This is a genomic window from Variovorax sp. OK605 (assembly GCF_900115445.1).
GTDB lineage: Bacteria > Pseudomonadota > Gammaproteobacteria > Burkholderiales > Burkholderiaceae_C > Variovorax.
Genome location: NZ_FOWL01000004.1, coordinates 449,949 through 463,604, shown reverse-complemented (window position 1 = coordinate 463,604; position 13,656 = coordinate 449,949). Strand labels below are relative to the sequence as shown.

At 70.0% G+C, this 13,656-nt stretch carries 14 protein-coding genes; 12 read left to right on the top strand and 2 right to left on the bottom strand.

Annotation, left to right across the window (positions count from 1 at the left end; translation table 11 throughout):
* The 11 genes from BM013_RS13620 (at window position 1) to BM013_RS13570 (ending at window position 10,191) form a co-directional block, all read left to right on the top strand.
* Window positions 1-213 carry an AtzG-like protein gene (locus BM013_RS13620; protein ID WP_093127810.1) on the top strand — a complete coding sequence of 71 codons (213 nt, stop codon included), beginning with the start codon at window positions 1-3 and terminating at the stop codon, window positions 211-213.
* The gene (locus tag BM013_RS13615) at window positions 210-1,667 is read left to right on the top strand and encodes an AtzE family amidohydrolase (RefSeq protein ID WP_093127807.1); all 1,458 of its coding nucleotides are present in this window, start codon (window positions 210-212) and stop codon (window positions 1,665-1,667) included. The genes BM013_RS13620 and BM013_RS13615 overlap by 4 nt, the downstream gene beginning before the upstream one ends.
* A complete protein-coding gene (gene hpxZ / locus BM013_RS13610; RefSeq protein ID WP_093127804.1) occupies window positions 1,664-2,047 on the top strand; it encodes an oxalurate catabolism protein HpxZ in 384 nt (127 codons plus the stop codon). Before BM013_RS13615 ends, hpxZ begins: the two co-directional genes overlap by 4 nt.
* Before the next feature lie 52 nt (window positions 2,048-2,099).
* Window positions 2,100-3,218 carry a BMP family ABC transporter substrate-binding protein gene (locus tag BM013_RS13605; protein ID WP_093127801.1) on the top strand — a complete coding sequence of 373 codons (1,119 nt, stop codon included), beginning with the start codon at window positions 2,100-2,102 and terminating at the stop codon, window positions 3,216-3,218.
* A 107-nt stretch (window positions 3,219-3,325) separates the two neighbouring features.
* A complete protein-coding gene (locus BM013_RS13600; protein WP_093127798.1) occupies window positions 3,326-4,402 on the top strand; it encodes an ABC transporter permease in 1,077 nt (358 codons plus the stop codon).
* A complete protein-coding gene (locus BM013_RS13595) occupies window positions 4,399-5,322 on the top strand; it encodes an ABC transporter permease (protein WP_093127795.1) in 924 nt (307 codons plus the stop codon). Before BM013_RS13600 ends, BM013_RS13595 begins: the two co-directional genes overlap by 4 nt.
* A gap of 5 nt (window positions 5,323-5,327) precedes the next feature.
* A complete protein-coding gene (locus BM013_RS13590) occupies window positions 5,328-6,320 on the top strand; it encodes a formamidase (RefSeq protein ID WP_093127794.1) in 993 nt (330 codons plus the stop codon).
* Window positions 6,321-6,330: 10 nt separating this feature from the next.
* Entirely contained in the window at window positions 6,331-7,044 is a 714-nt protein-coding gene (locus tag BM013_RS13585) for a biuret amidohydrolase (protein WP_093127791.1), read from the top strand.
* Between the two features lie 14 nt (window positions 7,045-7,058).
* On the top strand, window positions 7,059-8,660 hold the full coding sequence (locus tag BM013_RS13580) for an ABC transporter ATP-binding protein (protein WP_093127788.1): 1,602 nt from the start codon (window positions 7,059-7,061) through the stop codon (window positions 8,658-8,660).
* Between the two features lie 38 nt (window positions 8,661-8,698).
* Window positions 8,699-9,397 carry a cysteine hydrolase family protein gene (locus BM013_RS13575; RefSeq protein WP_093127785.1) on the top strand — a complete coding sequence of 233 codons (699 nt, stop codon included), beginning with the start codon at window positions 8,699-8,701 and terminating at the stop codon, window positions 9,395-9,397.
* Window positions 9,398-9,426: 29 nt separating this feature from the next.
* Complete coding sequence (locus BM013_RS13570; RefSeq protein ID WP_093127782.1) at window positions 9,427-10,191, top strand: GntR family transcriptional regulator; 765 nt, start codon at window positions 9,427-9,429, stop codon at window positions 10,189-10,191.
* A 147-nt stretch (window positions 10,192-10,338) separates the two neighbouring features.
* Here the strand turns inward: BM013_RS13570 and BM013_RS13565 are convergent, their stop codons facing one another.
* Together BM013_RS13565 and BM013_RS13560 are read right to left on the bottom strand one after the other, a co-directional pair.
* On the bottom strand, window positions 10,339-11,304 hold the full coding sequence (locus tag BM013_RS13565) for a tripartite tricarboxylate transporter substrate binding protein (protein ID WP_093127779.1): 966 nt from the start codon (window positions 11,302-11,304) through the stop codon (window positions 10,339-10,341).
* Between the two features lie 46 nt (window positions 11,305-11,350).
* Entirely contained in the window at window positions 11,351-12,589 is a 1,239-nt protein-coding gene (locus BM013_RS13560; protein ID WP_093127776.1) for a flavin-dependent oxidoreductase, read from the bottom strand.
* A 103-nt stretch (window positions 12,590-12,692) separates the two neighbouring features.
* Between BM013_RS13560 and BM013_RS13555 the strand changes: the two genes are divergently transcribed.
* Window positions 12,693-13,625 carry a LysR family transcriptional regulator gene (locus tag BM013_RS13555; protein WP_093127773.1) on the top strand — a complete coding sequence of 311 codons (933 nt, stop codon included), beginning with the start codon at window positions 12,693-12,695 and terminating at the stop codon, window positions 13,623-13,625.
* The last annotated feature ends 31 nt before the right edge of the window (window positions 13,626-13,656 follow it).

Genomic DNA, 13,656 nt, shown 5'->3' with positions numbered 1-13,656 from the left:
ATGACCATGACCCCCACACAGATCGAAAGCTATGTAGCCGCCGCCGCCGCGGCGCTCGAACTGCCGCTGTCGCCCGCCCACCGGCCCGGCGTGCTGCGCTATTTCGCGCTTGCCGCCGATTTCGCCGCACTGATCGAGGCCGTGCCGCTGTCGATGTCGGCCGAATCCGCCGTGCATTTCGCGCCCGTCGCGCCCGAGGAGAAAGAAGCATGAGCGCCGCCGAGCTGCTGGGGCGCGACGCCTGCGCCATGGCCGATGCGGTGCGCGCCGGCACCGCCAGCGCCACCGCGCTGGTGCAGGCCAGCCTGGCGCGCGTGGACGCGACCGACGACCGGGTCAACGCCTTCACTTCGGTGCTGTCCGAGCGCGCGCTGCGCCGCGCCGCGCAGGTCGATGCATCGCTCGCCTCGGCCAACGGCGCGCGCACCCGCGAACTGCCGCTGCTGGGCGTGCCCTTCGCGGTGAAGAACCTGTTCGACATTGCCGGCCTGCCCACGCTCGCCGGCTCGAAGATCGAACACCAGACCGCGCCCGCCCGCGCCGACGCCGCGCTGGTGCGCCGGCTCGAGCGCGCGGGCGCCGTGCTGGTCGGCGCGCTCAACATGGACGAATACGCCTACGGCTTCACCACCGAGAACAGCCACGAAGGCCCCACGCGCAACCCGCACGACCTCACGCGCATCGCGGGCGGTTCCTCGGGCGGCTCGGGTGCGGCCGTGGCGGCCGGGCAGGTGCCGCTGACGCTGGGCTCCGACACCAACGGCTCGATCCGCGTGCCGGCCTCGCTGTGCGGCGTGTTCGGCCTCAAGCCCACCTTCGGGCGGCTGCCGCGCACCGGCAGCTTTCCGTTCGTGTCGAGCCTGGACCACCTCGGCCCGTTCGCCCGCTCGGCGCGCGACCTGGCGCGGGTGTACGACGCGATGCAGGGGCCCGAAGAAGCGGGCGGCCCGCACGACCCCGGCTGCGCGCAGCGCGCCGCCGAGCCCGTGTCGCCTTCGCTGGGCCACGGCACGCGCGGCTTGCGTGTCGGCGTGCTCGGCGGCTACTTCCGCGAGCGCGCGGGCGCCGAGGCGTCGGCCGCCGTCGACCGCGTGGCCGAGGCATTGGGCGCGATCGTCTCGCCGGGCAGCGTCGAGCTGCCGATGGTCGAGGCGGGGCGCGCCGCCGCGTTCCTCATCACCAACGCCGAAGGCGCCGCGCTGCACCTGGCCGACCTGCGCCGCCGCGCGCACGACTTCGAGCCGCTCTCGCGCGACCGCTTCCTCGCGGGCGCGCTGCTGCCGGCGGCCTGGGTGTCGCGCGCGCAGCGCGTGCGCCTGGCCTATGCCGAAGCGGTGGCGCGGCTGTTCGGCCGCTACGACATCCTGCTGGCGCCGGCCACGCCCAGCGCGGCCACGCCCATCGGCGCCGAGACCTTCGAGGTCAACGGCCACCCGCTGCCGGTGCGCCCGAACATGGGCCTGCTGACCCAGCCCTTCTCGTGCATCGGCCTGCCGGTGTGCGCGGTGCCGGTGTGGGGCGCGCACGCCAACTTGCCGATCGGCGTGCAGGTGATCGGTGCGCCCTGGCGCGAAGACCTCGTGCTGCGCGTGGCCGCGGCGCTCGAAGCGGCCGGCGTGGCGCATGCGCCCGTCGCCGCGCTGACCCCGGAGAAGACCCCCGCATGAACGCGAGCGACATCAACCTGCCCGACGTGCTGGCCGAAGTGAAGGCGGCCTTCGCGCGCTACGAAGACGCGCTGGTCAACAACAAGGTCGAGGTGCTCGACGAGCTGTTCTGGAACAGCCCGACCACGCTGCGCTACGGCGCCACCGAGAACCTGTACGGCTGCGACGAGATCCGCGCCTTTCGCGCCTCGCGCCCGTCGCAGGGGCTGGCGCGCGAGCTGCTCATCACCGTCATCACCAGCTACGGCCGTGACTTCGCCACCGCCAACTGCGAGTTCCGCCGCGAGGGCGCCGGGCGCACCGGCCGCCAGAGCCAGACCTGGATGCGCACGCCCGAAGGCTGGCGCGTGGTCTCGGCGCACGTCAGCCTGCTGGGCTGAGGCCACGATTTCCTTGCACCCACCCCAACTGTTTCCAAGAACGGAGTACGTGATGACCAGTCAATTCAACCGCCGTGATTCCCTGAAGGCCCTGGCCGCGCTGGGCGCCGCCGGCTCGCTCGGGGGCTGGAGCGCCCTGGCCGGTGCGCAGGCCAAAGCGTTGACCGTGGGCGTGATCTACGTCGGCGCGCGCGACGACTACGGCTACAACCAGGCGCACGCCATGGCCGCCGCCGAGATCAAGAAGCTCCCCGGCATCAAGGTGGTCGAGGAAGAGAACGTGCCCGAGACCGCCGCCGTGCAGAAGACCATGGCCGGCATGATCTCGCAGGACGGCGCCAAGCTGCTGTTCCCCACGTCCTTCGGCTACTTCGATCCGCACATCCTGGCCGTGGCGCCGAAGAACCCCGACGTGCGCTTCTCGCACTGCGGCGGCCTCTGGACCGAAGGCAAGCACCCGAAGAACGTGGGCAGCTTCTTCGGCTACATCGACGAGTGCCAGTTTCTCAATGGCGTGATCGCCGCGCACATGACGAAGAGCAACAAGATCGCCTTCGTCGCGGCCAAGCCCATTCCGCAGGTGCTGCGCAACATCAACGCCTTCACGCTCGGTGCGCGCTCGGTCAAGCCGAACATCACCTGCAGCGTGATCTTCACGGGCGACTGGTCGATGGCGGTGAAGGAGGCCGAGGCCACCAACAGCCTGGCCGACCAGGGCTGCGACGTGTTCACCATGCACGTGGACGGCCCCAAGGTGGTGGTCGAGACAGCCGCCAAGCGCGGCAAGATGGTCTGCGGCTACCACGCGAGCCAGGCCAAGCTGGCACCCAACGCCTACCTCACCGGGGCCGAGTGGAACTGGCTCACTGCGTACAAGACCACCATCGAGGCCGCGCAGGCCGGCAAGCCGCATCCCAACTTCCTGCGCGGCGGCCTGAAGGAGGGCTACGTGAAGATGTCGGCCTACGGCCCCATGGTGCCGGACGCCGCGAAGAAGCAGGCCGACGACATCAAGGCGAAGATGATCGCGGGCAGCTTCGACATCTTCAAGGACGGCATCAAGGACAACAAGGGCGCGGTGGTGGTGCCGGCGGGCAAGGTGCTCAAGCAGACCGACCTCGAGCTCGAGAAGATGAACTACCTGGTCGAAGGCGTGGTCGGCTCCGTCTAGAAATGTCAGCCCCCCGGCTTGCCGCTGCGTGTGCTTCGCCACCCCCCGAGGGGGAGGCTCGGCCCGCCTTGGGGTGGCCCGGCGGCGGCCGATTTCACTGAAAAATCATGCGCCACGCACTCAAGGAATTCTCTTTGCCGGTGTTCGCCATCGCGGCGGCGCTGCTGCTGTTCGGCCTGGTGGTGGCCTTCGCCGGGGTCGACCCGGTGGAGGTGTGGACCACGCTGTTCAAGGGCGCGTTCGGCGACTGGTTCTCCTGGCAGAACACGCTGCAGCGCGCCGCGCCGCTGATGCTCACCGCGTTGTGCGTGGCGCTGCCCGCGCGCGCCGGGCTGATCATCATCGGCGGCGAAGGCGCGCTGGTGTTCGGCGGGCTGGCCTGCGCGGCGCTCGCGCATGCGGTGCCGCTGCCCGGCAACGTCGTCGGCACGGTCGCCGTGTGCATCGCGGGGGCGGTGGCCGGCGCGCTGTGGATCATGCTCGCGGGCTGGCTGCGCCAGTTCCGCGGCATCAACGAAACCATCAGCAGCCTGCTGCTGGCCTACATCGCCATCGGCATCTTCAAGCACCTGGTCGAAGGGCCGCTGCGCGATCCGGCGAGCCTGAACAAGCCGTCCACCTATGCGCTGAACGAGGGCATGCTGATCGGCGGCATCGGGGGTTCCGACGTGCACTGGGGCCTGGCGATCGGCGTGGTGGCGTGCCTGGGGCTGGGCTGGTGGCTGCGCGCCACGGCCTCGGGCTTCTCGGTGCGCGTGGTGGGCGGCAACCCGCGCACCGCGCAGCTGGTGGGCCTGCCGGCCACGCGGCTCATTCTTTCGGCCTGCGGCCTCGGCGGTGCATGCGCGGGGCTCGCGGGCGCGGTCGAAGTGGCGGCGGTGCACACCAACGCCAATGCCTCGCTGATCGCGGGCTACGGCTACGCGGGCATCCTGGTGTCGTTCATCGCGCGGCACAACCCGGTGGCCATCGTGCCGGTGGCCATCCTGTTCGGCGGCTTCGGCGCGGCGGGCAGCCTGCTGCAGCGCCGGGTCGGCCTGCCCGACGCGTCGGTGCTGGTGCTGCAGGGCATCGCCTTCGTGCTGATCCTTGCGAGCGAAGGGCTGCGCACGGTCAACTGGAAGAAGTTCGGCGACCGGATGCTGCCCGAGGCGAAGCATTACGACAGGAGTGCTCTTGCATGACCGCCGACCAATGGATCGCGCTGGTGGCGGGCATCGTGGGCGGCGCATTGCGCGTGGGCGCGCCGTTCCTGTTCGTGAGCCTGGGCGAGTGCCTCACCGAAAAATCGGGCCGCATCAACCTCGGGCTCGAAGGCGTGCTGGTGCTGTCGGCCATGGCGGCCTTCGGCGGCGCGTACCTCACCGACTCGGCCTGGCTCGGCGTGCTGATCGGCGCGGTGGCGGGCGCCTTGCTCGCGCTGCTGCACGGCCTGCTGTGTTCGCTGGACCGCGTGAACGACGTGGCCACCGGCATCGCGCTGATGCTGCTGGGCACGGGGCTCGCCTTCTACCTGGGCAAGCCGCTCATCCAGCCGCAGGCGCCGCAGATTCCCGCCATTCCATTGGGCTTCTGGAGCGACAACACGGTGGTGCGCTCGGCGCTGCAGCTCAACGCGCTGGTGCCCATCGGCGTGGCGCTCGCGGTGTTGCTGTGGTGGGGCTTCGCGCGCACGCGTGCCGGCCTGCTGGTGCGCATGGCGGGCGACTCTGCGCAGGCCACGCGCGCGCTCGGCTATTCGGTGTCGGGCCTGCGCATCGCGGCGACCACGGCGGGCGGCTTCATCGCGGGCCTTGGCGGGGCGTCGCTCACGCTGTTCTATCCGGGCAGCTGGAACGAAGGCATCTCCAGCGGCCAGGGCCTGATCGCCGTGGCGCTGGTGATCTTCGCGCGCTGGAGCCCGCTGCGCTGCGTGGGTGCGGCGCTGCTGTTCGGCGGCGCGGGCGCCATCGGGCCGGCGCTGCAGTCCATCGGCATCGGCTGGGGCTACCACCTCTTCAACACCGTGCCCTACGTGCTCACGCTGGTGATCCTGGTGTTCACCTGCAAGCCGGGCAGCGCGGCCGTCGGCAGCCCCGGCGAACTTTCATCGACAAGGAGCTGAATGCCATGAGCGGTCTCGGAGGTCTCAACAAATCGGCGCACGGCGTGGTCGTCGGCCTGGTGCAACTGCAGTTGCCCAACGTGAAGACACCGGCCGACCTGGCCGCGCAGACGCGGCGCATCTGCGACATGGTGGGCAAGGCGCGCCGCAACCAGGGCACGATGGACCTCGTGGTGTTCCCCGAGTACGCGCTGCACGGCCTGTCGATGGACACCAGCCCCGAGATCATGTGCACGCTCGACGGCCCCGAGGTGGCGGCCTTCAAACAGGCCTGCATCGAGCACCGCATCTGGGGCTGCTTCTCCATCATGGAGGCCAACCCCGGCGGCAACCCGTACAACAGCGGGCTGATCATCGACGACCAGGGCGCCGTCAAGCTCTACTACCGCAAGCTGCACCCGTGGGTGCCGGTGGAGCCCTGGGAGCCGGGCAACCTCGGCATTCCGGTGTGCGAAGGGCCCAACGGCAGCACGCTGTCGCTCATCATCTGCCACGACGGCATGTTCCCCGAGATGGCGCGCGAGGCCGCGTACAAGGGCGCGGACATCATCCTGCGCACCGCGGGCTACACCGCGCCCATCCGCCATGCGTGGAAGATCACCAACCAGGCCAACGCCTTCTGCAACCTGGCCTACACCGCGAGCGTGTGCCTCAGCGGCAGCGACGGCAGCTTCGATTCGATGGGCGAGGGCATGTTCTGCCGTTTCGACGGCACGGTGCTGGCCGAGGGCGGCGGGCGTGTCGACGAGATCGTCACCGCCGAGCTGCGGCCCGACCTGGTGCGCGAGGCGCGCACCGGCTGGGGCGTGGAGAACAACATCTACCAGCTGTACCACCGCGGCTACGTGGCGGTGAAGGGCGGCGCACAGGACTGCCCGTACACCTACATGCGCGACATGGCCGCGGGCACCTACAAGCTGCCGTGGAGCGCCGAGGTGAAGGTGACCGACGGCACCAGTTGCGGCTTCGCGCCGCCCGAGCGCAACTACCGGGGATGACGCGAAAACCATGACCACCACCATCGCCAACACCACCGAGCGCCACGTGGCGGCCGAGCCCTACGCCTGGCCGTACAACGGCGCGCTGCGGCCCGACAACACCGCGCTGATCGTGATCGACATGCAGACCGACTTCTGCGGCAAGGGCGGCTATGTCGACGTGATGGGCTACGACCTGTCGCTGGTGCAGGCGCCGATCCAGCCCATCGCGCGCACGCTGGCCGCCTTGCGCCCGCTGGGCTATCACATCATCCACACGCGCGAAGGCCACCGGCCCGACCTGGGCGACCTGCCGGCCAACAAGCGCTGGCGTTCGCGGCAGATCGGCGCGAACGGCGTGGGCATCGGCGACGACGGGCCGTGCGGGCGCATCCTGGTGCGCGGCCAGCCGGGCTGGGAAATCATTCCGGAGCTGGCGCCGCTGCCGGGCGAGGTGGTGATCGACAAGCCCGGCAAGGGCTCGTTCTATGCGACGGACCTGGAACTCATCCTGCGCACGCGCGGCATCGAGAACCTGATCCTGGCGGGCATCACGACCGACGTGTGCGTGCACACGACGATGCGCGATGCGAACGACCGCGGCTTCGAGTGCCTGCTGCTGTCGGACTGCACCGCTGCGACGGACCATGGCAACCACCTGGCGGCGCTGAAGATGGTCACGATGCAGGGCGGCGTGTTCGGCGCGCACGCCACCTCCCGGGCCTTGCTGGCCACGCTGGGCTGAACGCCATGAATGCCATGAGCGCAATCTCTCCCCACGCCATCGGCGGCCTGCCCATGGGCAGCGGCGCACTCGCGCTCGACACCTACCGGCTGACCAAGCGCTTCGGCGCCTTCACCGCGATGGACAGCGTGACGATGCGCGTCGAGCCCGGCACGGTGCATGCGCTGCTGGGCGAGAACGGCGCGGGCAAGAGCACGCTGGTGAAGTGCGTGGCGGGCTTCCAGCGCGCGGAGGAGGGCAGCATCCTCATCGACGGGCGCGAGCAGGACATCGCCAACCCGATCGTGGCGCGCGCGCTGGGCATCGGCATGGTGTACCAGCACTTCACGCTGGCGCCGGGCATGACGGTGGCCGAGAACCTGTTGCTCGCGGGCGGCAAGACGCCCGCGCTGATCGACTGGAAGACCAAGCGCGCGGAACTCGAGGCCTTCCTGGCGACCACGCCGTTCAGCCTCGACCTCGACGTGCGGCCCTCGGAGCTGGCCGCGGGCGAGAAGCAGAAGCTCGAGCTGCTGAAGCAGCTCTACCTGAAGCCGCGCCTGCTGATCCTCGACGAGCCCACTTCCGTGCTCACGCCGCAGGAGGCCGACGAGGTGCTGGGCCATGTGCGCGAGTTCGCGCGCAGCGGGCTGTGCACGGTGCTGATCATCACGCACAAGTTCCGTGAGGTGATGGCGTATGCCGACAGCGTGACGGTGCTGCGGCGCGGCAAGGCGGTGCACCACTGCCGCGTGGTGGACACGAGCCCGGCGCAACTGGCGCAGGCCATGATGGGCGGCGAGCAGGCGCAGTCGTCTTCGCAGGCACCGGTCAGCCGCAAGCCCTTGCCTGCCGATGCGCCTGTCGCGCTGAAGGTCGAAGGCCTCAAGGCGCAGGGCGACCGCGGCACGCTGGCGCTGCACGACCTGAGCCTGTCCGTGCGCGCCGGCGAAATCCTCGGCGTGGCCGGTGTGTCGGGCAACGGGCAGCGCGAACTCGTCGAAGCCCTCGTCGGCCAACGCCCGCGCCTGGCGGGCAAGGTCACGGTGATGGGCCGGCCCTACGGCGCGCACCGCGCGGAGAACCGCGAGCTCAAGGTGCGCAGCCTGCCCGAGGAGCCGCTGCGCAATGCCTGCGTCGGCGATCTCAGCGTGGCGGAGAACATGGCGCTGCGCGACTTCGACCGGCCGCCGTTGTCGCGCGGCGGCGTGCTGAGCTTTCCGTACTGGCGCAGCCGGGCGCGCGAATGGATCGCCGAGTACGGCGTGAAGACGCAGGGCGAGGGCGCGCCGATTCGCAGCCTGTCCGGCGGCAACGTGCAGCGCGCGGTGCTGGCGCGTGAACTGGCGGGCGACATCAACGTGCTGATTGCCGCGAACCCGGTGTTCGGTCTCGACTTCGCGGCCGTTGCGGAGATCCACTCGCGCATCGTGCAGGTGCGCGAGAAGGGCGGGGCGGTGCTGCTGGTCAGCGAAGACCTCGACGAACTGCTGGAGCTGGCCGACCGCATCGTGGTGATGAGCGAGGGGCAGATCGTGTTCGAGACGCCGGCCGCGGGCGCCGAGCGGCATGTGATCGGCGCGCACATGGGTGGCGGGCACCACGAGCCCGCGCATGTCGCGAGGGCCGCGGCCTGAGCGCCGCATTCGCGTTGAAACAACCAGCGAGCCGCACCATGCGCATCGAGCAAGCCAACCCCTTCCCCTACGAATTCGACGTCGCCCGCACGGCGCTGGTGCTCATCGACATGCAGCGCGACTTCATCGAGCCCGGCGGCTTCGGCGAGACGCTGGGCAACGACGTGTCGCTGCTGGAGGCCATCGTGCCGGCCACGCAGCGAGCGCTGCGCGCCTGGCGCCGGGCCGGCGGCCTCGTGGTGCACACGCGCGAGGCGCATGCCGCCGATCTGTCGGACTGTCCGCCCGCCAAGCGCAACCGCGGCAACCCCACGCTGCGCATCGGCGACGAGGGTCCGATGGGCCGCATCCTGGTGACGGGCGAGCCGGGCAACCAGATCATCGATGCGCTGGCGCCGGTCGACGGCGAGGTCGTCATCGACAAGCCGGGCAAGGGCGCGTTCTACGCCACCGGGCTGCACGACCTGCTGCGGCAGCGCGGCATCACGCACCTGCTGTTCGGCGGCGTGACGACCGAGGTGTGCGTGCAGACCAGCATGCGCGAAGCCAACGACCGCGGCTACGACAGCCTGCTGCTCGAGGATTGCACCGAGAGCTACTTTCCGGCGTTCAAGGCGGCCACGCTCGACATGGTGCGCGCGCAGGGCGGCATCGTCGGCTGGACCGCGCCGAGCGCCGCGCTGCTGAACGCACTGGATGCACTGGATGCGCCTGGTGCGCTGAACACGCCGTCGTGACCACGGCGCCAACGACTAACATCCCACCCGTGTCTACCGTCCGACCCCGTCCCGAACCTTCAGCCCCCGCCGCCGCCGCCGTCGCCCCCACTGTCGACGCGACGGTTTTCCGCACACGGGCCGACGAGGTCTACGCGCAGCTCAAGCGCGACGTGGCCGAGTTCATCCTGGTGCCGGGCGATCGCTTCACCGAGAACGAGATCAGCGACCGGCTCGGCGTGTCTCGCACGCCGGTGCGCCAGGCGCTGTTCAGGCTGCAGCAGGAAGGCTTCGTCGAGGTGCTGTTTCGCAGCGGCTGGCGCGTGCTGCCTTTCGACTTCGAGCAGTTCGAGCAGCTCTACGATTTGCGCATGGTGCTGGAGACCACCGCCGTGCACCGGCTGTGCGAAACCGATCGCCACATCGACCGCGGCCTGCTCGACACGCTGGCCGACATCTGGCTGGTGCCCGCGGCGCAGCGCAGCAGCGACATGGCGCAGGTGGCGCAGTGGGACGAGGCCTTTCACTGCGCGCTGGTGGCGGCCGCTGGCAATGCCGAGATGGCGCGCGTGCACGGCGACGTGACGGACCGCATCCGCATCATCCGCCGGCTCGACTTCACCAAGCAGCCGCGCATCGACGCCACCTACGACGAACACGCGAAGATACTGAAGGCCATCCGCGCGAACCGCGGCGACCAGGCCGCGATGCTGCTGCGCGCGCACATCGAGACCAGCCAGGCTGAGGTGCGCAAGATCACGCTGCACCAGGTGCATCTGGCGCGGCATGCGGGCAAGGGCCCGGCGTCGCGCTGAGGGGTCTTGCTCCTTCCCCTTCCGGGGGAAGGCTGGGATGGGGGCAAGCGGCCTACGCACAGGCAGCAACCTTCTCAAAAGCCGTCGTGCCCCCACCCCGGCCCTCCCCGGGAGGGGAGGGAAAAATACAAAAGGAAAAGACCGGGCTCAGTCCGCGGTGATGTTCCCGCGCTTCACCACGCTGGCCCAGCGGTCCGCATCCTTCTTCATCAGCGCGCCGAACTCCGCCGGCGTCGAGCTGGCCGGCACCATGCCCTGCGACTCGAACGACTTCGCCACGTCCGGCTGCTTCAGCACCTTCGCAATCTCGGTGTTGAGGCGCGCGACAACGTCCGCCGGCGTGCCCTTCGGCGCGAGCACGCCGTACCACATGTCCACGTTGTCGGCGGTCACGCCGGCCTCGGCCAGGGTGGGCACGTCGGGCAGTTGCGCCAGGCGCTTGCCGCTGCCGGTGGCAATGGCCTTGAGCTTGCCGACCTGGATGTGCTGCAGCGCCACGTGCACCGGCAGGAACATGTAGTCGATGCGCCCGCCCAGCAGGTCGGTCACCGCGCCGGCCGTGCCCTTGTAGGGCACGTGCAGCATCTCGGTGCCGGTGCCCTGCATCAGCAGCGCCATCGACAGGTGGTGCGGCGTGCCCACGCCGGGCGTGGCGTAGGTCAGCTTGCCGGGCGCGGCCTTGGCCGCGCTCACCATCTGCTGCACCGACGTGACCTTCTGCACGTTCGGGTTGGTCACCAGCAGCAGCGTGCCCCACGAGGTGAGCGACACCGGCGCGAAGTCGGCCACGGGGTCGTAGCTCAGCGACTTGTAGAGGCTGCGGTTCATCACCAGCGTATTGACCTGCACCATCAACGTGTAGCCGTCGGGCTTGGCGCGCGCCACGCGCTCGCTGCCGATGTTGCCGCTGGCACCGGCCACGTTCTCCACGATCACCGGCTGGCCCAGCAGGGCGGGCAGGCGCGCCGAGAGCTGGCGTGCCACGAGGTCGATGCCGGTGCCGGGCGTGTAGGGCACCACCAGCGTGATGGGCTGGTCGGGCCAGGCGTGCGCGGCGGTGGCCATGCCGGCGGCGGCGAGCAGGGTGGCGAGGGTCTTGGTCAGTGAGCGCATTGAACGCATGTCGTTGTCTCCGTGTTCTTCCGGGAATGTTCGAATGTCAAAGGAAGGAAGGCCGGGCCTTCAGTGCGACCGGGTCGTAGCCGGCCACGCGCTTGTAGTTGTCCGAGATGGCCTGCAACTCGGCGACGGGCACGACGTCCTCGATCTTCTCGAAACGCTTGCCGCCCGCGCGTTCGTACACCTCGCGCAGGATGGTGTCGGGCGGGTTGCTGCGGTTGGTCAGCACCACGTCGGTGGTGGCCTTGACGCGCACGCGGTCGTAGTCCTCGAGCGCGGCGGGGCCCACGCCCATGTCCTTCAGCGCGCCGGCGAGGAAGCGCGCGTCGATGATGGCCTGGCCCGCGCCGTTGGAGCCGCGCGGCACCATCGGGTGCGCGGCGTCGCCCAGCAGCGTGAGGCGCCCGTGGGTCCAGCGCGGCAGCGGGTCCTGGTCGACCATCGGGTACTCCAGGATGGTGTCGGACGCGCGGATCAGCGCGGGCACGTCGAGCCAGTCGAAGTGCCAGTCGGCGAAGGCCGGCAGGAAGTCCTCGAGGCGGCCGGCGCGGCTCCAGTCGCGCAGCGCGGGTTGCGGCGCATGGATCTCGGCGACCCAGTTGACGAGCTGGTGGCCCTCGGCGTCGATGTCGTTGCGGATCGGGTAGATCACCATCTTGCCGACCGTGAGCCAGCCCGCGCGCACCATGCTGCCACCCGAGAGGAAGGGCTTCCAGCGCGTGGTGCCGCGCCACATGTTCACGCCCGAATAGCGCGACGCGCCTTCGTTCGGGTAGAGCTGCTTGCGCAGCGCCGAGTGGATGCCGTCGCAGCCGACCGCGACCGCGCCGCGCACCGAGGGCGCGTCGGCGAAGTGCACGCTGACGCCTTGCGCGTCCTGCTCGACGCCGGTGCAGCGGCGCGCGCACACCACGCTGTCGGGGCCCAGGCGTCTGAGCGTCTCTTCGTACAGCAGCGTCTGCAGGTCGCCGCGGTGGATGGAGAACTGCGGCCAGTCGTAGCCCGCGTGCTGGCCCGCGGCTTCGCGAAAGACCAGCTGGCCGTGCTCGGTGAAGAACACGGCCTCCTGCGTGCGCACGCCGACCTTGTCGAGCGCGGGCAGCAGGCCGAGTTCGGTGAGTTCGCGCACCGCGTGCGGCAGCAGGTTGATGCCCACGCCCAGCGGCTTGAGTTCGGGCACGGCCTCGTACACGCGGCAGGCGATGCCGGCCTGGTGCAGGCTCAGCGCCAGGGTCAGGCCGCCGATGCCGGCGCCCAGGATGATGACTTCTTTGCTCATGGTGAATGCGCGCGTTGCGCCCGGGGTTGTCTCGGGCCGGATTAGGAACGCAGATAAACCATTTGGGAAATTTAGATGTGATATGGATTTATCATGAATCCTTATGAACCTGTCGACCCGCCAGATGCGCGCGTTCCTGCACGTGGCGCGCATCGGCAACTTCACGCGCGCGGCCGAGCAGGCGCACATCACGCAGGCGGGGCTGAGCATCCTGGTGCGCGAGATGGAAAAGCAGCTGGGCTGCCGGCTGTTCGACCGCACCACGCGCGTGGTGAGCCTCACGCCGGAAGGCCGTCGGCTGCTGCCGGTGGTGGAGCGGCTGGTGACCGACCTGGACGACGTGGCGGCCGAGCTGGGCGCGGCGGGCGAGGCGGCGCGCCGCACGCTGCGCATCGCGGCCACGCCGCTGGTGTCGTCGCATCTGCTGCCGCGCGTGTTCAACAGCTTCCACGCGGCGCACCCGCAGGTGAGCCTGCGCCTGTTCGACGCCGACCTGCGCGACGTCGAGGCCATGGTGGCGGCGGGCGACGCCGACATGGGGCTGGGTTTCTTCTTCAAGGCCGCGCCAGGCCTGCAACGCACGCCGGTCGGGCGCTTTCACCTGATGCGGGTGGCGCCGGTCGATGGTGGCAATGGCGGCAACGACGGCGATGCAAGCCGTGCGACCCCGGCCTTCGGCCAGGCGCCGTGGTCGGCATTGCGCGGTGACGAGCTCATCGGCCTGCCGCCGGGCAACCCGATCCAGAAGGTGATCGACCAGCACCTGGGCGCCATCGGCCTGGCCGACGCGCAGCGTCCGGCCTTCAACTTCTTCGGCACGCTGATCTCGATGGTGGAGGCCGGCTTCGGCACGGCCGTGATGCCCACCTTCGCGCTCGCGGCCTGCCGCCGCCACCGCGTGCGCACCGACGTGCTGACCAAGCCGAAGGTCGGGCTCGACTTCTACCGCATCGCCAAGCGCGGCGCACACGAAACGGAGGCCATGCAGGCCTTCGTGGCGACGCTGGAGAAGGCGCTGCCCGCGCTGTCGCGTTGAAGCCTGGGCCGAGGCCGGGGGCGCGGCTGAA

Bases quoted from the DNA above. Each gene is read 5' to 3' on its own strand.
- BM013_RS13620 (WP_093127810.1), top strand. From the start codon at position 1: ATGACCATGACCCCCACACAGATCGAAAGCTATGTAGCCGCCGCCGCC.
- BM013_RS13615 (WP_093127807.1), top strand. From the start codon at position 210: ATGAGCGCCGCCGAGCTGCTGGGGCGCGACGCCTGCGCCATGGCCGAT.
- hpxZ (WP_093127804.1), top strand. From the start codon at position 1,664: ATGAACGCGAGCGACATCAACCTGCCCGACGTGCTGGCCGAAGTGAAG.
- BM013_RS13605 (WP_093127801.1), top strand. From the start codon at position 2,100: ATGACCAGTCAATTCAACCGCCGTGATTCCCTGAAGGCCCTGGCCGCG.
- BM013_RS13600 (WP_093127798.1), top strand. From the start codon at position 3,326: ATGCGCCACGCACTCAAGGAATTCTCTTTGCCGGTGTTCGCCATCGCG.
- BM013_RS13595 (WP_093127795.1), top strand. From the start codon at position 4,399: ATGACCGCCGACCAATGGATCGCGCTGGTGGCGGGCATCGTGGGCGGC.
- BM013_RS13590 (WP_093127794.1), top strand. From the start codon at position 5,328: ATGAGCGGTCTCGGAGGTCTCAACAAATCGGCGCACGGCGTGGTCGTC.
- BM013_RS13585 (WP_093127791.1), top strand. From the start codon at position 6,331: ATGACCACCACCATCGCCAACACCACCGAGCGCCACGTGGCGGCCGAG.
- BM013_RS13580 (WP_093127788.1), top strand. From the start codon at position 7,059: ATGAGCGCAATCTCTCCCCACGCCATCGGCGGCCTGCCCATGGGCAGC.
- BM013_RS13575 (WP_093127785.1), top strand. From the start codon at position 8,699: ATGCGCATCGAGCAAGCCAACCCCTTCCCCTACGAATTCGACGTCGCC.
- BM013_RS13565 (WP_093127779.1), bottom strand. From the start codon at position 11,304: ATGCGCTCACTGACCAAGACCCTCGCCACCCTGCTCGCCGCCGCCGGC.
- BM013_RS13560 (WP_093127776.1), bottom strand. From the start codon at position 12,589: ATGAGCAAAGAAGTCATCATCCTGGGCGCCGGCATCGGCGGCCTGACC.
- BM013_RS13555 (WP_093127773.1), top strand. From the start codon at position 12,693: ATGAACCTGTCGACCCGCCAGATGCGCGCGTTCCTGCACGTGGCGCGC.